General features: G+C 47.6%; 15 protein-coding genes, 1 tRNA gene and 1 pseudogene. 16 read left to right on the forward strand and 1 reads right to left on the reverse strand.

Annotated elements, in window-relative coordinates:
- The 12 genes and pseudogenes from NE638_RS08795 to NE638_RS08850 form a co-directional block, all read left to right on the forward strand.
- Positions 1-1,257 carry a hypothetical protein gene (locus NE638_RS08795; RefSeq protein WP_059085980.1) on the forward strand — a complete coding sequence of 419 codons (1,257 nt, stop codon included), beginning with the start codon at positions 1-3 and terminating at the stop codon, positions 1,255-1,257.
- 74 nt (positions 1,258-1,331) lie between these two features.
- Positions 1,332-1,733 (forward strand): hypothetical protein, encoded by a 402-nt coding sequence (locus NE638_RS08800; RefSeq protein WP_059085979.1) that lies wholly within the window; start codon positions 1,332-1,334, stop codon positions 1,731-1,733.
- A 216-nt stretch (positions 1,734-1,949) separates the two neighbouring features.
- Positions 1,950-2,369, forward strand: coding sequence for a hypothetical protein (locus NE638_RS08805; RefSeq protein WP_059085977.1), 420 nt, complete (start codon positions 1,950-1,952; stop codon positions 2,367-2,369).
- Positions 2,366-2,554 (forward strand): hypothetical protein, encoded by a 189-nt coding sequence (locus NE638_RS08810; RefSeq protein ID WP_059085976.1) that lies wholly within the window; start codon positions 2,366-2,368, stop codon positions 2,552-2,554. The genes NE638_RS08805 and NE638_RS08810 overlap by 4 nt, the downstream gene beginning before the upstream one ends.
- A gap of 5 nt (positions 2,555-2,559) precedes the next feature.
- The gene (locus tag NE638_RS08815; protein WP_059085975.1) at positions 2,560-2,742 is read left to right on the forward strand and encodes a hypothetical protein; all 183 of its coding nucleotides are present in this window, start codon (positions 2,560-2,562) and stop codon (positions 2,740-2,742) included.
- Complete coding sequence (locus tag NE638_RS08820; RefSeq protein ID WP_059085974.1) at positions 2,732-3,655, forward strand: SPFH domain-containing protein; 924 nt, start codon at positions 2,732-2,734, stop codon at positions 3,653-3,655. The genes NE638_RS08815 and NE638_RS08820 overlap by 11 nt, the downstream gene beginning before the upstream one ends.
- 67 nt (positions 3,656-3,722) lie before the next feature.
- Positions 3,723-4,145, forward strand: coding sequence for a sigma factor-like helix-turn-helix DNA-binding protein (locus NE638_RS08825; protein WP_059085973.1), 423 nt, complete (start codon positions 3,723-3,725; stop codon positions 4,143-4,145).
- A 114-nt stretch (positions 4,146-4,259) separates the two neighbouring features.
- Positions 4,260-4,328 (forward strand) — tRNA-Leu (locus tag NE638_RS08830).
- Positions 4,329-4,740: 412 nt separating this feature from the next.
- On the forward strand, positions 4,741-4,950 hold the full coding sequence (locus tag NE638_RS08835) for a hypothetical protein (RefSeq protein WP_059085972.1): 210 nt from the start codon (positions 4,741-4,743) through the stop codon (positions 4,948-4,950).
- A gap of 28 nt (positions 4,951-4,978) precedes the next feature.
- Positions 4,979-5,320, forward strand: coding sequence for a DUF2625 family protein (locus tag NE638_RS08840; protein WP_059085971.1), 342 nt, complete (start codon positions 4,979-4,981; stop codon positions 5,318-5,320).
- Positions 5,321-5,337: 17 nt separating this feature from the next.
- Positions 5,338-5,832 carry a peptidoglycan-binding domain-containing protein gene (locus NE638_RS08845; RefSeq protein ID WP_244094814.1) on the forward strand — a complete coding sequence of 165 codons (495 nt, stop codon included), beginning with the start codon at positions 5,338-5,340 and terminating at the stop codon, positions 5,830-5,832.
- Positions 5,833-5,920: 88 nt separating this feature from the next.
- Positions 5,921-6,460, forward strand: a pseudogene (locus NE638_RS08850) (manganese catalase family protein); the annotation flags it as partial.
- A 135-nt stretch (positions 6,461-6,595) separates the two neighbouring features.
- Here NE638_RS08850 and NE638_RS08855 read toward each other — a convergent pair.
- On the reverse strand, positions 6,596-10,837 hold the full coding sequence (locus tag NE638_RS08855; protein WP_173746048.1) for a 2-hydroxyacyl-CoA dehydratase: 4,242 nt from the start codon (positions 10,835-10,837) through the stop codon (positions 6,596-6,598).
- A 302-nt stretch (positions 10,838-11,139) separates the two neighbouring features.
- Here NE638_RS08855 and tgt point away from each other — a divergent pair, with 302 nt between their 5' ends.
- The 4 genes from tgt to NE638_RS08875 all read left to right on the forward strand — a co-directional run bounded on the left by tgt (position 11,140) and on the right by NE638_RS08875 (position 15,993).
- Complete coding sequence (gene tgt / locus NE638_RS08860) at positions 11,140-12,291, forward strand: tRNA guanosine(34) transglycosylase Tgt (protein WP_015527155.1); 1,152 nt, start codon at positions 11,140-11,142, stop codon at positions 12,289-12,291.
- 157 nt (positions 12,292-12,448) lie between these two features.
- Positions 12,449-12,763, forward strand: a complete 315-nt coding sequence (gene yajC / locus NE638_RS08865) for a preprotein translocase subunit YajC (protein ID WP_015527154.1) — start codon at positions 12,449-12,451, stop codon at positions 12,761-12,763.
- A 704-nt stretch (positions 12,764-13,467) separates the two neighbouring features.
- Positions 13,468-14,823, forward strand: coding sequence for an SPFH domain-containing protein (locus NE638_RS08870; RefSeq protein WP_173746049.1), 1,356 nt, complete (start codon positions 13,468-13,470; stop codon positions 14,821-14,823).
- 84 nt (positions 14,824-14,907) lie between these two features.
- A complete protein-coding gene (locus tag NE638_RS08875; RefSeq protein ID WP_022426084.1) occupies positions 14,908-15,993 on the forward strand; it encodes a hypothetical protein in 1,086 nt (361 codons plus the stop codon).
- Positions 15,994-15,999 lie beyond the last annotated feature (6 nt).

Consider the following 15,999-nt stretch of genomic DNA (forward strand, 5'->3'; position numbering starts at 1 on the left):
ATGGAATATGTACAGCTGAGCATGGATGAATACATCCAGAGTAAAAATGACATCAAAAATAATCTTGGGGGTATCGTAAAGAGTTTTGTCCGGATCGGATGGCAGCTGACGAGGATCGACCGGTCAGGTGCTTATAAAAATGACGGATACAGCAGCATAGCCGAATTTGCGGCCGCAGAATATGGAATGACCAGGACCGGTGTAAGCCGTTTTATGAACGTATATGAAACATATTCTACAGATGGGGATACACCGGAATTGAAAGAACAGTACCGGGAATTTAAGTTCTCGCAGCTGACCGAACTCCTGCAGGTCCAGGAAGCAGACCGGCAGATGTTCACGCCGGAAGTGAAAAGGGAGGATATTAGAGAATTCCAGAGGTTTGAAAAAGAAAATGAAGCAGATCCGGCCCGGCTGCTTGACTGGAAGGATGCAAAAAGCCCGGAAGAAAAGCTGAAAGCAACGATACAGGAGTTTTGCAGGGAGAATAAAGATATCCTCAACGCAGTGTACAGCTCAATTATGGAACCAAAAGACCTGGCAGAGATGATCAGCCCGTCCGGCAGCAGGAGTTACCGGAAAGGCACTGTGTATCTGATGTTTTACGAGGAAACAAAAGGGATCATGGTCAAGGTGTTCGGAGAGACGCCGGTGGATATCACATATCGATATTTCCTCGATGTTGTGCATAGCCTGTTCGATGAGTACGATGCAGGGGCCCATACCTGGGAGAAATGCTTCGGGGTACTGCCGGACGAGGGAACAACAGCCCAGAAGCAGGAAGAACCTGTGGAACCGAAAATGCCAGAGCATAGCGGTAAAAACATCGGGAATGTACATGGGGATATTTCGGCGGAGAAGGTGATGGAAAAACCAGAGATTGCGCCGGCGCAACAGGAAGAACAGATTCCTGGACAGGACAGTATCGATCAGCATCCGGAATATATGCCGGAACCGGTGCAAGAACCAGATATCCCGAAGAAACCAGAAGATTCTGTACCGGGGATCCATAAAGAAGAACAGAAGTCCGACCCAGTACCGGAAAACAATGAAACTATTCCGGAAGCTATTCCGGAAAAAGCAATAACCCGGAAAGAATATCTTGAAACGCTCACATTATACGGCTGGGCGGATTACGTGGCAGCAGCAATGCGGACCTTTGGAAGCATACCATTCTCCAGGTTACGAGAGATCAGCTTCTGGGAAGAATGGCTGCGTGGAAAAGTGGACAAAAAAGGACGTCCATGGATTGAGTAAAGGGTGTTTTTGAAAATCCAAATATATCACAACTACATAAGGGGAGGCCCTGACCTCCCCGGGAAGGGGCAGAAATGTTATTTCCAAAACAAAAAAGTAAGAAAAAGAGAATGCGCCATCCAGCCAGCATCCTGCATGACAAGAGCAGCCGGACCTGCTATCTCTGTGTTGCGCTTCACGATAACTGGAATGAACACAGGATCCTTGATGAGCATCATGTGTTCGGAGGACCAAACCGGAAGAACTCCGAGGAATATGGTCTGAAAGTATACCTGTGCAATGATCATCACATCTACGGCCCGGAGGCTGTACACAACAACGCCCGGATCCGGCATGAGATGCAGCGCATGGCACAGAGAGAATTTGAAAAGAGATATGATCACGCAAAATTTATGGAAGTGTTCGGACGAAACTTTTTAGGTCCGTCAGGAGAGAATGATGAAGAAATGGTCAGAACTGACAGAAAGAGAGATTAATCATAACAAAAAGAAACATTGCGAGAAATGCCTGTATTTTTCCAGAGGCGGAGACACAAACACGACTGGTTCCAGGTTCTGCGAATATCTTTTGATCACAGGTCACCCAAGGGGCTGCAGTCCGATGGAATGTAAAGAAAAAGAGATTTTCACACCCAGGCCAAAAGGCCAGCGCCGGGTAAACAGAGCAATCAGGATATCGTAAGGAGGAAAGGTATGAAGACATGCAAAAACTGTATCGATAACGACGATGGTCTTTGTGATCGTAAAGGAATCCTTGTAGAAGACGGAGACCACTGTGACCGGTATCGGAAGGCAGAGAAACCCAGAATGAAGAAACATGAAAAGAAGTTGGACATTACTCCAGAGCTGGCACTGGCAGCATACAACACACTGATCCAGTTCTGTAGAAGCCAGCCGGCCAGTGAAGATGGAACCTGCAGTAACTGCATCCTGTACCAGCACTGCCCAGGTACATCAAATCTTCCTCCAGAAGACTGGCAGGAGATACACTATCCGTATTTGACAGGAAACACGATTCACTACATAAAGGCTGGTAAAGTCAAGCAAATCATATTTTCTAGCCGAGAGGATGCAGAAGAAAGACTTGCGGAAATGAAAGAAGGTGTGAAATGAGCTACAAGAACAATGAAGGTTATCCAGATCCGACAGCTGGTAAGGCAGTCCAGGCAGCAGGCCGGATGCCGACATACATCTATAATGTCAGCTGCGCCTTAAATGCTGTGGCGGGGCTCCATGGACTGGAAATCATGGGCCTGAGAGATAAGAAAACGGGAAAAGAATGGCCACAGAGGAGGTGAGAACAATGTGGGTAATATTTCTTGGTTCCGGTATGGTGTTCGGAATCGCAGCCCTGGTGCTGGCCTGGATTGGAAGCAGAGTGATCCTGTCGATCAGGCGGCAGCAGAAGAAATTCGAGATTGAAGATGAAACATATAACAAAGTAAAAGAAGCTATCAAAGAAAAGGAGAACAAAAATGAAAAGTAAGATTATTATCGGAATCGTGGCAGCAGTAGCAGTTCTTGGCGGAGGATACACTGTATCAAGAATGGATTTTATCGGCACAGGTAAAGTTGGTATCGTCTACAACTATAAAGATGGAGTACAGGACACAGTACTCACCACGGGAATGCATTTTATCGCACCGATGAACAAAGTAAAAGAATTCAGTACCAGCAATGAGATCCTCGTTCTCACAAAGGACAAAAGGGATGGCAGTAAAGAGGATGATTCTTTCAAAGTAGCCACATCAGACGATGCCAGCATTACAGTATCTTTCCAGATGAGTTACCGATACGATCCAGATACAGTGATTGATACATACAAACGTTTCAAGGGAATGGACGGGGAAGATATTATCGAAAACCGTGTCAAAACTGTTTTGAAGTCAAAGATTTCTGAAGTTACAACCGATTATTCAATGATGGACATCTATTCCGGAAACAGATCTGAGCTGAATAACGCTATCACGGAATATCTTAACAAAGATTTTCATAAAAAATACGGCATTGAAGTCCTGGATGCTTCCATCGTGGACGTGCATCCGGATAAAAAGCTGAAACAGGCCATTGATAATCGTGTTACTGCCCTGCAGGAAAAACAGCAGGCGCAGGCAGAGCAGGAAAAAGTAAAAGTCCAGAAGGAAACAGAGAAGCTCCAGGCAGAAGCGGACGCTCAGATCGAACTGACCAAGGCAGAGGCAGACGCAAAGAAAGCTAAGGTTAAAGCAGCAGCTGAAGCAGAAAACACAAAAACCAAGGCAAAAGCACAGGCAGAGGCTAATAAAGAACTCAGTGCATCCATTACAGATGAATTGATCAAAATGAAGGAAGCAGAAGCACATTACAAAAATGGCTGGGTTACAGTCCAGGGAGCCGATGCCGTGATCGCGGATAAATAAAAGAAATGCAGAGAAAGCCGGGAACGTGTATGCTCCCGACTAAAAGCATCGAAAGGGGAGGATACCAGTGGAAACAGAAATCCAGAAAGAAAACGAAGAGAAAAAAGAATATCTGAAATCCTATCGAAGAGCAGTGAAGAGAGAAAAAGATATCCTTGACGAGATCCAGAGACTGAGGGCAGACAAGATGTTCCCTGCCGTGGCCAATGACGGGATGCCAAAAGGCAGCAACCAGTCCGATCTGTCAGACTACATAGCTATTCTGGATGAGCAGATCGAGCTCCTGAAGGTAGAACGCCTGGAAAAAGCCAGATGTTATCAGAAGATTGAAAGGCAAATCAAACAGATGGAAAATGAGGATGAACAGGAAGTGCTGAGATTGAGATATATAACAGGACTGAAATGGGAGGAAGTAGCCTTGAAGATGAATTATAGCTGGAAATGGATACATAAGATTCATGGTCGAGCATTACAAAATTTTAAAATCTGAAAAGAGTACATGGAAGTACACACAATATCTGTGTTATTATTACAATGGATTTCAGGAAAAATAAATGAAATCCTCCTTTCGCAAATTCCACTGTCAACCCACAGACAGTGGTTTCGGAACGTAGCTCAGGTGGAAGAGCGCACTACAAAAGTGAGGTCGCAGGTTCGAATCCTGCCATTCCGATCAGATATACCCATATCTGGCCAATAGCACACCTCTGTAAAGCATCTGACATTATGTTAGGTGCTTTTATGATATTACTTGACATATGGTGCACCATATTGTATAATATAAATATAAGGAGGTGAGAAACAGATGAGTAACAAGAACCGGAAGCATCCGGAAAAGAAAAAGTCCGATATCGACTTAAAGAGCTGGCTACTCGGAGCGATAACGGACTTGGTCATCGGAATCATTCTACTGATTCTCGATAAGCTATTAAATTAGCAGAGAGGGGCGAAAGCCCTTCTCTTAAACAAAATATAACACAATAACTCATCTGTGTAAAGTATGCTGTGGAAACTGGGAATATTCTTTGTAGCGATCGGTTTAGCCAAATTGGTGTATTATCTCATCCGGAAACGGAGGGATAACAGTGCCAACAGGTAATCCGAAGCCACAGACGGTAGCGTCAAAGAAATATCAGGACAAAGCCGGATGGATATCAAAGAGCTATAAACTGAAACGGGATATAGCAGAACAATACGCCGAAGCCTGCAGGAAAGCAAACGTCAGCCAGGCAGGACAACTAATGAAAATGATGAAAGAATTTACAGACAAAATGAACGAAGAGCACTCGGAATGATCCGGGTGCTCTTTGCTGTTGAAGAAGAATGACAGAACAGGAAAAAGAATTTACGCGCTGGTGCGTGGAGAACGACATACATAGATTCTACACGTGGACACGATGGAAACAGATCCGGAAGCAGGTATTGAAGATGGATCACAGTGAGTGTCAGAGATGCAGAGAACATCACAAATACACACCGGCAACGACCGTGCATCACGTGAACTACGTGAGGAAACATCCGGATATGGCACTGGAGATATGGTATGAGTGGCATGGTGTACGGAAAAGGAACCTGGTCAGTCTGTGTCACGACTGCCATGAGGCAGTGCATGGATACAGGAAACCAGAGAAGAAAGAAACTCTGACAGAGGAAAGGTGGGATTGATATGGCAAGGACAAGCGATGCAGCAGATTATATGGTTACACAATGCCAGGCGTGCAAAAGGTGACTGGAACCGGTTCAAGCAGCTGATCGGAGCTAAGACCGCCACACCGACGGTAGATAAGTATTATCGCACAAGAAAGTCCTGGGCTGACAGCAAGAGCCAGATCGGAGCATACAAGAGCCTTGAGAATGCAAAGAAAGAGTGGAAACAGGGGTACACCATCTATGACTGGAACGGAAAAGCAGTGTATCCGGTACAGACTTCAAAAAAGGCAGTAGTTCTGACGGGAAAGTTTGAGACCCAGCTTCCAATCATCCGGAAAGGGAATTCCGGCGTTGCAGTTTCTGTGCTGCAGTCTGTACTTGGTGTTACTGTGGATGGCAATTTCGGAGACGATACAGAAACATCCCTGAAAGTTTTCCAGAAAAACACAGGCGTAAAGGCAAATGGAACCTGCGGTATTGATTCCTGGAAAAAGGTGATCGAACATGTGAAGGCCAATACAAAATAGTTTCCTTATATAAAAAGTTCCCGGCAGGTACCCATCTGCCGGACAGATTGTATCATCATTCGGAAAGTTAAATTATCTGTTATTGTACTCAGGTGGGCCGGACGGAGAAATAGGAGCTTCCATGCGGTATCTTTCCCAGCGTTTTACCGCACCGAACCGGATGGTCGCGGCAGTGCTCAATGATGTGGGAACAGAAGAACTGGCACATTTGGAAATCGTGTCTACCATTGTCCATCAGCTGACAAAGGATCTTTCTATGGAAGAAATCGAGAACAGCGGACTTGGGCCGTATTATATTGACCACACGGTGGGAATCTGGCCGCAGGCTGCAGGTGGAGTGCCATTTAATGCCTGCGAATTTCAGAGTAAGGGTGATCCGATCACGGATCTGTTTGAAGATCTGGCAGCAGAACAGAAGGCACGCTCCACCTACGATAATATCCTCCGGGTGGTGAAAAATATCCCGGAGGTTGCAGATCCCATCCGTTTCCTTCGGGCAAGAGAGGTAGTCCATTTCCAGCGTTTCGGTGAAGCACTGAGATCCGTGCAGGAGCAGCTGGATGCCAAGAATTTCTATGCCTTTAACCCGAGCTTTGATGCTCCGTGCAAAGCCTCCTGTGAAGAGTGATGGATCAGAGAAAAAATCTATCTGACAGGAATCATATCTGAAATAAAAAGAGCTGCACAGCCGGCAGGGATCCTGCGGCTGTGCAGCTTTGAATTTGTTTTTTGGGAAAAAGATGTTTGTAACCTGCATTTCTTGTTATGCGTCTTTTTTATCGTCTTTATGCAGATTCTTCTGTGCTGTGGAAAGCATAAGCTTGATCCTGTTCAGCTGATTTACTTCGCTGGCACCTGGATCGTAGTCGATGGCAACAATGTTGGCTTCCGGATGCTCACGGCGAACTTCCTTGATGACACCTTTTCCTACGATGTGGTTCGGCAGGCATCCAAAAGGCTGGATGCAGACGATGTTCGGGACACCGCCGTGGATGAGTTCCATCATCTCTCCGGTCAGGAACCATCCTTCACCGGTTTGATTTCCGGCAGAAACGATGGGCGCAGCCATTTTTGCAAGATCACGGATATCTGCGGCCGGTGTAAAGTGGCGGCTCTGCTCCAGGGCCTCATTTGCTGTTTTTCTCAGCCAGTCGATGGCTCTGAGACCAAGATTTGCAATGGTTGCCTTGGATTTCTTGAATCCAAGCTTTTCAACCTTGAAATTCTGGTTGTAGAAGCAGTAGCAGATAAAGTCGATAAGATCCGGAACAACCGGTTCTGCCCCCTCTGCCTCCAGAAGATCTGCCAGGTGGTTGTTGGCAGCAGGCAGGAACTTGACAAGGATCTCACCTACGATACCAACGCGAGGTTTTTTCTCATCGGAGATCGGGATCGTATCAAAATCATGGACCATCTCACGGCACATTTTTTTGAAGGTACCATGGCTGACGCTGCTGCCTGTTACGAAGGCAATGACGCGTTGCTCCCAGATTTTGTGTTTGCGGTTTACGATACCCTTTTCCAGCTCGTAAGGACGCATGCGATATACGCATTTCATCAGGATATCACCGAATACGGCACCGTAAACGATGCGCCTGATCAGCGGCAGTGTCAGCTTAAAGCCAGGGTTGCTCTCCAGTCCGCTTAAGTTGAGGGAGATAACCGGAATCTGTTCCATGCCGGCTTTTTTCAGAGCACGGCGGATGAATGCGATATAGTTGGAGGCACGGCAGCCGCCGCCTGTCTGAGACATGATGACTGCAGTTTTGTTCAGGTCATATTTGCCGGAAAGAAGAGCATCCATGATCTGTCCCACAACCATCAGGGACGGATAGCAGGCATCGTTGTTTACATATTTAAGACCCACATCAACAGCATGCTTGTTGTCGTTGGGGAGGACTTCCAGGTTATAGCCGGATGCTTTAAAAGCAGCCTCAAAGATTCCGAAGTGGAATGGAGACATCTGCGGGCAGAGAATGGTGTACTCCTTACGCATCTGCTTGGTAAAGGATATCTTCTCAATGGAAGCCGGCTTGATGTTCCTTTTTTTATTCTGTGCCTGTTTTGCACGGATAGCAGCGATCAGGGAACGGATACGGATCCTTGCCGCACCCAGGTTGTTGACCTCATCGATCTTCAGGCAGGTGTAGATCTTGTCACTTCCATCCAGGATCTCATAAACCTCATCGGTGGTAACGGCATCAAGTCCGCATCCGAAGGAATTCAGCTGGATCAGATCCAGATCCTCTCTTGTTTTTACAAAATTTGCGGCAGAGTAGAGACGGGAGTGATACATCCACTGGTCGTTGACACGGATGGGACGCTCCAGATGTCCAAGGTGTGCAACGGAGTCTTCGGTAAATACGGCGATTCCGTAGCTGTTGATCATATCCGGGATACCGTGGTGGATTTCCGGGTCAATATGGTATGGACGGCCTGCAAGAACGATTCCGCGGCGGCCGGTTTCTTTCAGGTACTGCAGGGTTTCCTCACCCTTTTTCTGGATATCCGTATGTACGGCTGCAAGTTCTTCCCAGGCCTTATGGGCAGCAGCTTTGACCTCGGCGGCAGGAATATCCTGGAATTCTTCCACAAGGCGGTTTGTCAGGATATCCTCGGAAGTAAATGCCAGGAACGGGTTGCGGAAGGTGATGGACGGATCACTGAGCTCGTCCACATTGTTCTTGATATTTTCCGCATAGGAAGTAACAATCGGGCAGTTATAATGGTTGACCGCATCCGGGAACTCGTTGCGTTCGTAAGGGATGCATGGGTAGAAGATAAACTTCACACCGTTACGGATCAGCCATGTGACATGTCCGTGAGCAAGCTTGGCCGGGTAGCATTCGGATTCACTTGGGATGGATTCGATACCCAGCTCGTAGATCTTACGTGTGGAAGTAGGAGAAAGTACCACCTGGTATTTCAGCTCTGTAAAGAAGGTATACCAGAACGGGTAATTTTCAAACATGTTCAGAACACGTGGGATACCAACCTGTCCACGGGTAGCCTTATCTGCGGAAAGTGGTTCATAGGAAAAGAGCCTCTTATATTTGTAATCGAAAAGGTTCGGGATATGATCCTTGTTCTTTTCTTTTCCAAGTCCGCGCTCACAGCGGTTTCCGCTGATGTATTTACGGCCGCCGGAGAATTTGTTGATGGTCAGACGGCAGTTGTTGGTACATCCGCGGCAGTTTGCCATGGAGGTGGTGTACTGGAGGCTGTTGATCTGATCGATGGAAAGCATGGAGGTTTTTTCACCCTCCTGATAGCGCTCCCTTGCGATTAGAGCAGCACCGAAAGCACCCATGATCCCGGCGATATCCGGGCGGATGGCCTGGCAGTTGGCAATCTTCTCAAAGCTGCGGAGAACTGCGTCATTATAGAAGGTACCACCCTGTACAACGATGTGCTTGCCAAGCTCGGAAGCATCGGAAACCTTGATAACCTTGTAGAGGGCGTTTTTGATAACGGAGTAGGCAAGACCAGCGGAGATATCGGAAACCTCAGCGCCTTCCTTCTGGGCCTGCTTAACTTTGGAATTCATAAATACAGTACAGCGTGTTCCAAGATCAATGGGATGTTTTGCAAAAAGAGCTGCTTTTGCAAAGTCCTGTACTGTGTAGTTCAGAGATTTTGCAAAGGTTTCGATAAAGGAACCGCAGCCTGAGGAACATGCTTCGTTGAGCTGTACACTGTCAACAGTCTGGTTACGGATCTTGATACATTTCATATCCTGACCGCCGATATCCAGGATGCAGTCTACTTCAGGATCAAAGAAAGCAGCTGCGTAATAATGGGAAACGGTTTCGACTTCACCTTCGTCAAGAAGAAGTGCCGCTTTGATCAGGGCTTCGCCGTAACCGGTGGAGCAGGAAAAAGCAATTTCTGCATCTTCCGGAAGAAGGCTGTAAATCTCCTTGATGGAGTTGATGGTGGTTTTCAGCGGGTTTCCGTTGTTACTGCTGTAGAAGGAATAAAGAAGAGTTCCGTCTTCGCTTACCAGCGCGGTTTTTGTTGTGGTAGAACCGGCGTCGATCCCCAGGAAGCATTTTCCCTTATAGGTGGAAAGATCTCCGGTTTTTACCCTGTAGGCACTCTGACGGTCATGGAAAGCCTGGTAGTCGTCCTCTGTGGCAAAAAGCGGCTCCATACGTTCTACCTCAAAATCCAGCTTGATGGTAGTCCGCATGCGTTCCTTCAGTTCAGTCAGGGAAACGGTAACATCCTGCTTTGCATTCAGGGCGGAGCCGATGGCTGCGAACAGATGAGAGTTGTCCGGTGCGATAATATGTTCATCATCCAGCTTCAGGGTTCGGATAAAAGCAGTCTTCAGCTCAGAAAGGAAGTGAAGAGGCCCGCCAAGGAAGGCAACGTGTCCGCGGATCGGTTTACCGCAGGCAAGACCGGAAATGGTTTGGTTGACAACTGCCTGGAAAATGGAGGCAGAAAGGTCTTCCTTAGTTGCTCCGTCGTTGATCAGTGGCTGGATATCTGTTTTTGCGAAAACACCGCAACGTGCCGCAATGGGATAAAGTGCCTTGTAATGTTTGGCGTATTCATTAAGACCTGGTGCATCGGTCTGGAGCAGAGATGCCATCTGGTCAATGAAGGAACCGGTACCGCCGGCACAGATGCCATTCATACGCTGCTCTACATTTCCGTTTTCGAAATAGATGATCTTGGCATCCTCGCCTCCAAGCTCGATAGCAACATCCGTCTTTGGTGCCAGCTTCTGCAGGGAAGTGGATACGGCGATAACCTCCTGTACAAAAGGTACTTCCAGATGATTGGCAAGTGTCAGTCCGCCGGAACCTGTAATGACCGGACAGAGTGTCAGTTCACCAAGCTGATCCTCAGCTTTCTGAAGAAGATCTGCAAGGGTTTCCTGGATATTTGCAAAATGTCTCTCATAGTCGGAGAAGACAAGCGTATCGTTTTCGTCTAAGATCGCAATCTTAACAGTGGTGGAACCAATGTCAATTCCAAGTGTGTGTTTCTTCATAAAAAATTGATTTCCTCCTCGTTGTATCTATACAGGGGTTGCCCGACTCTGACATTTCTGTCAGATGGGAGTTGTTTCTTCTTATTATAAAGGATTTTTAAGCGAATATTCTATATTATACGATATCGTTTAAAAAATGGCAATGTAAAAGTTTAACAATCAGTAGCCGTAAAGAAAAAAATGTGTTATGATATTGACTAAAAGTTTTGAAAGATATTTGCATCGGCAGCTGGTTATGGCTGTATCTGCGACGCAGATGCCGGGCAGAGACAACTTTAAAATGTTTTTAGAAGGGAAATGAAATGGCAGAATATAAACTGATCACAACAGAAGGAAGAGCGAAAAGGGGCGAGTTTAAGACGGTCCACGGAACGATCCAGACTCCTGTTTTTATGAATGTAGGAACAATTGCAGCAATTAAAGGTGCAGTTTCCACTGTGGATCTTCATGAGATCGGTACACAGGTAGAGCTGTCCAATACCTATCATCTTCATGTGCGCCCTGGAGACAAGGTGGTAAAGCAGCTGGGAGGTCTTCATGAATTTATGAACTGGGACAGACCGATCCTTACCGATTCCGGCGGATTCCAGGTATTTTCGCTGGCGAAGCTTCGTAAGATCAAGGAAGAGGGCGTGTATTTTAACTCTCATATCGATGGTCATAAGATTTTTATGGGACCGGAGCAGAGCATGCAGATCCAGTCAAATCTGGCCTCTACCATTGCAATGGCCTTTGATGAGTGCCCAAGCAGTGTGGCAGACAGGGATTATGTACAGAAATCGGTAGCGCGTACAACACGCTGGCTTAAAAGATGCAAGGATGAGATGGCTCGTCTGAACAGTCTGCCGGATACCATTAACAAGAACCAGCTTCTTTTTGGCATTAACCAGGGGGCTGTTTATGAAGATATCCGTATTGAGCATGCCCAGGCTATCGCGGAGATGGATCTGGACGGCTATGCAGTGGGCGGCCTTGCAGTTGGTGAAAGTCATGAGGAGATGTACCGGATCCTGGATGAGGTGGTTCCGCATTTGCCGCAGAACAAGCCGACGTATCTTATGGGGGTTGGTACCCCGGCCAATATCCTGGAGGGGGTTGAGCGTGGTATTGACTTTTTTGACTGTGTATATCCCAGCCGTAACGGCCGTCATGGTCACGTGTATACCAACCATGGCAAGATGAATCTTTTTAATGCAAAGTATGAGCTGGATTCCAAACCGATCGATGAGGAGTGCCAGTGCCCGACCTGCCGTCATTACAGCAGAGCGTATATCCGTCATCTTCTGAAGGCGAAGGAGATGCTTGGCATGAGGCTTTGTGTTCTGCATAATCTGTATTTCTATAATCATATGATGGAAGAGATCAGGGATGCGCTGGATGCAGGGAATTTTGCGGCTTATAAGAAGATGCGTCTGGAAGGCTTTGAGGAAGGCAGGATCAACGGGAACCGGTAAGTTTTATTTATAAAATTTGTGTAAATTACTTTGATTTTATAAGAAAACTCTTGAAGGTTTTTTGGTTTTTGTGTATGATAGTACGAAGTGACACTTTTAGAGGTCAGTAACGGCGGGGGTACCGCAGATTATTTGTTTTTAGCAGGAGGAATTTGAAATGATCGCATCATCTACAGCGGCAGCTGGCGGACTTAGCGCGGGTCTTGGTATTGTCTGGATTGTAGTTCTGTTTGGAATTATGTATTTTATGATGATCCGTCCGCAGAAGAAGGAGCAGAAGAGAACTCAGACTATGTTGAACAGCATGGAGGTTGGTGACAGTGTTGTTACTACCAGTGGTTTTTATGGTGTTGTTATTGATATGACTGAGGAAGATGTTATTGTTGAGTTTGGTAATAATAAGAATTGCCGTATTCCTATGAGGAAGCAGGCGATTGCTGAGGTTGAGAAGGCTGATCAGGCTTCTGCTTGATGCTTTTTTCGCAATAACTTGAATATGAGAGAGGCACTGCGTTTTTTGTGACGTGGTGTCTTTTTTTGTATTTGTATGTGGACGAATGGACGAACGAACGGATGAAGGGACGCCGGGGAAGGGGATGCTGGCTGGTCTGCGGCTTCGTCGGGGGCTGGCTTCTAGGACGCCGGAAATCTGCTAAAAGCGTTTTTAAAAAGTCCGAACTCGCGGCCTGCTGCCGCTCAGACAGCGGACTTTTGAAAAACAACGCAGATTCCCGCCGTCCAAGAATCAGCTCCCCTCCTGCAGAAGCAGAGCCATCCAGCATCCCCTTCCCCGGCTGGTGCTTCCGGTGAGAAATAGTGTCGTTTGACGGTTGGTTGTGGGTCGTCAGCGCTGCGCTGGACGACTGCAATGGCTGAGTTTGTGTTGGGTTGGGGGGACGGCTGAGGCGCTGCGCTGTCAGCCTGGGGTTGCGGATGTGCTAGAATTGCGGATGTGATGGGAGAATAGCCTTTGATGCCAGCGCAGACGGACTGTGTGGATGTGCTGGGAGTGTGGATGTGATGGGAATATGACAATTGTAATATTGTATAGAAATAAGTGGATTTTTGGTAAAATTCGTGTAATAATGATGTTACTATCAGAAATGAGAGTGACGATGGCTTTGGAATATCGTAAAATTGTAAATAAGAATGAATTTTCAGAAAGGGGTTGGATTTATGGGTCTTATCAGAGCGGCTGTGGGTGCAGCGGGTGGTACGTTGGCGGATCAGTGGAAGGAGTTTTTTTACTGTGAGGCTATGGATAAAGAAGTGATGGTTGTGAAGGGGATGAAGAGGTCTTCTTCCAGGTCTTCCAATAAGCATGGGAGTGATAATATTATTTCCAGCGGCAGCGGGATCGCTGTGGCGGATGGTCAGTGTATGATGATCGTGGAGCAGGGAAAGGTTGTTGAGGTTTGTGCGGATCCGGGAGAGTATACGTATGATGCTTCTACGGAGCCGAGTATTTTTTCAGGTAGTCTGGGTGACGGAATCAGGAAGACCTTTGATACGATCGGGAAGAGGTTTGCTTTTGGCGGTGATACGGGTAAGGATCAGAGGGTGTATTATTTTAATACTAAGGAGCTTGTGGATAACAAGTTTGGTACTGCTAATCCGATCCCGTTCCGGGTTGTGGATTCCAGGATCGGGCTGGATGTGGATGTGGCTGTGAGGTGTCATGGTGTTTATTCCTACAGGATTGCGGATCCCCTTCTTTTTTATACGAATGTGTGTGGAAATGTGGAGCGGGAGTATACCAGAGAGGAGCTGGACGGACAGCTGAAGGCGGAGTTTATCAGTGCGCTGCAGCCTGCTTTCGGAAGGCTTTCGGAGCTGGAGTTGCGTCCGAATCAGATCGTGACTCATAATACGGAGCTGGAGAATGCCATGAATGAGGTGCTTTCTGCCAAGTGGGAGGAGCTTCGTGGGCTTAAGGTGGTCAGTGTGGCACTTGGTTCTGTGACATTGCCGGATGAGGATGCCGAGATGATCAAGCAGGCTCAGCGTACGGCTATGATGCGTGATCCTGCTATGGCTGCGGCTACTCTGACCGGGGCCCAGGCGGATGCTATGAAGGCTGCGGCTTCTAATTCAGCAGGGGCTATGACTGGTTTTATGGGCATGGGTATGGCTGCTAATGCAGGTGGTCTGAATGCGCAGCAGTTGTTTGAGATGGGCCAGAAGCAGCAGGCGCAGCAGCAGAGTGTACAGCAGCAGGCAGTGCAGCCGGTTTCGCCGGCAGGGAACGGAGCAGGGGCTGCGGCTGGTTCCTGGACCTGCAGCTGTGGTGCGGTTTCTTCGGGGAAATTCTGTCCGGAGTGTGGTGCATCGCGTCCGGTGGAGGACAGCTGGACCTGTTCCTGCGGTACGGTGAATAAAGGAAAGTTCTGTATGAACTGCGGAGCGAAGAAGCCGGAGAAGAAGATGCAGTATCGTTGCAGCAGGTGCGGATGGGAACCGGCAGATCCGGAGAATCCACCGAAATTCTGCCCGGAGTGCGGTGATCCGTTCGGACCGGAGGATGCAGTATAGATCAGAAAGAGAGATGGTCAGGAGCAAAATGCAGGGTAACTCCTGCCGGTTGTTGGATACAGAATGATGAAGTGAGGTGAATATATGGCGAAGATGCAGGAGTTTAAGTGTCCGTGCTGTGGTGGCTCCATAGAGTTTGACAGTTCTGTGCAGAAGATGAAGTGTCCGTTTTGTGATACGGAGTTTGATGTTGGTACGTTATCGGAATATGCTCAGACTGTGGAGGAAGAACAGCCTGAGGATATGAGCTGGTCGGATGAGGCCGGCAGTGAGTGGCAGGACGGGGAGAGTGAGGGGCTGCGTACCTATGTGTGCAAGTCCTGTGGCGGTGAGATCGTGGGAGATGCCAACACGGCAGCAACGGCCTGCCCGTTTTGCGGAAGTCCGGTGGTAATGACCGGGCAGCTGTCCGGTGCACTGAAGCCGGATTATGTGATCCCGTTTAAGCTGGACAAGAAAGCGGCAAAGGAGAGGCTGAAAAAGCATCTTACCGGTAAGAGGCTTTTGCCGAAAGCATTTAAGTCAGAGAATCATATCAGCGAGGTTAAGGGCATCTACGTTCCGTTTTGGCTGTATGACACAGACGCAGATGCAGATATCCGTTACCGTGCAACAAAGACCCGGTTCTGGAGCGATAGTGATTATGATTATACGGAGACCAGCTATTATGCAGTACACAGAAGTGGTTCTCTTGGTTTTGATCATGTACCGGTGGATGGCTCTGCCAGCATGGAAAATGATCTGATGGAGTCTATAGAGCCTTTTGATTTCAAAGAAGCGGTGGATTTTCAGACTGCGTATCTGGCTGGATATTTTGCAGATAAATATGATGTGACAGCCAGCGAGTGTGAGGAACGTGCCAATGAGCGTATCCGCCGCAGCACAGAGGCTGCATTCCGGGATACGGTGAGAGGATACGCCAGTGTGGTACCGGAGAATACCAGTATCCGGCTTCATAACGGGACAACGAAATATGCGTTATATCCCGTATGGATCCTGCAGACGAAGTGGAAGGGTGATAATTACATATTTGCCATGAATGGTCAGACAGGGAAATTTGTGGGAAATCTGCCTACAGACAAGAACGCTTTTGCACGATGGTTCCTGGGAACAACGGGGGTCGTGGGTGTGATCACTTATATTATCCTGTATCTGATCTGGGCTTTGTAGGGAGGT

The organism is Blautia sp. MSK.18.38 (genome assembly GCF_024460535.1).
Classification (GTDB): Bacteria; Bacillota; Clostridia; order Lachnospirales; family Lachnospiraceae; genus Blautia_A; species Blautia_A fusiformis.

What these genes read in the sequence shown, in the direction of transcription:
- NE638_RS08805 (WP_059085977.1), top strand. Translation starts at nt 1,950, where the DNA reads ATGAAGACATGCAAAAACTGTATCGATAACGACGATGGTCTTTGTGAT.
- NE638_RS08815 (WP_059085975.1), top strand. Translation starts at nt 2,560, where the DNA reads ATGTGGGTAATATTTCTTGGTTCCGGTATGGTGTTCGGAATCGCAGCC.
- NE638_RS08845 (WP_244094814.1), top strand. Translation starts at nt 5,338, where the DNA reads ATGCAGCAGATTATATGGTTACACAATGCCAGGCGTGCAAAAGGTGAC.
- NE638_RS08870 (WP_173746049.1), top strand. Translation starts at nt 13,468, where the DNA reads ATGGGTCTTATCAGAGCGGCTGTGGGTGCAGCGGGTGGTACGTTGGCG.
- NE638_RS08840 (WP_059085971.1), top strand. Translation starts at nt 4,979, where the DNA reads ATGACAGAACAGGAAAAAGAATTTACGCGCTGGTGCGTGGAGAACGAC.
- NE638_RS08875 (WP_022426084.1), top strand. Translation starts at nt 14,908, where the DNA reads ATGGCGAAGATGCAGGAGTTTAAGTGTCCGTGCTGTGGTGGCTCCATA.
- NE638_RS08795 (WP_059085980.1), top strand. Translation starts at nt 1, where the DNA reads ATGGAATATGTACAGCTGAGCATGGATGAATACATCCAGAGTAAAAAT.
- NE638_RS08855 (WP_173746048.1), bottom strand. Translation starts at nt 10,837, where the DNA reads ATGAAGAAACACACACTTGGAATTGACATTGGTTCCACCACTGTTAAG.
- tgt (WP_015527155.1), top strand. Translation starts at nt 11,140, where the DNA reads ATGGCAGAATATAAACTGATCACAACAGAAGGAAGAGCGAAAAGGGGC.
- NE638_RS08820 (WP_059085974.1), top strand. Translation starts at nt 2,732, where the DNA reads ATGAAAAGTAAGATTATTATCGGAATCGTGGCAGCAGTAGCAGTTCTT.
- NE638_RS08800 (WP_059085979.1), top strand. Translation starts at nt 1,332, where the DNA reads ATGTTATTTCCAAAACAAAAAAGTAAGAAAAAGAGAATGCGCCATCCA.
- NE638_RS08810 (WP_059085976.1), top strand. Translation starts at nt 2,366, where the DNA reads ATGAGCTACAAGAACAATGAAGGTTATCCAGATCCGACAGCTGGTAAG.
- yajC (WP_015527154.1), top strand. Translation starts at nt 12,449, where the DNA reads ATGATCGCATCATCTACAGCGGCAGCTGGCGGACTTAGCGCGGGTCTT.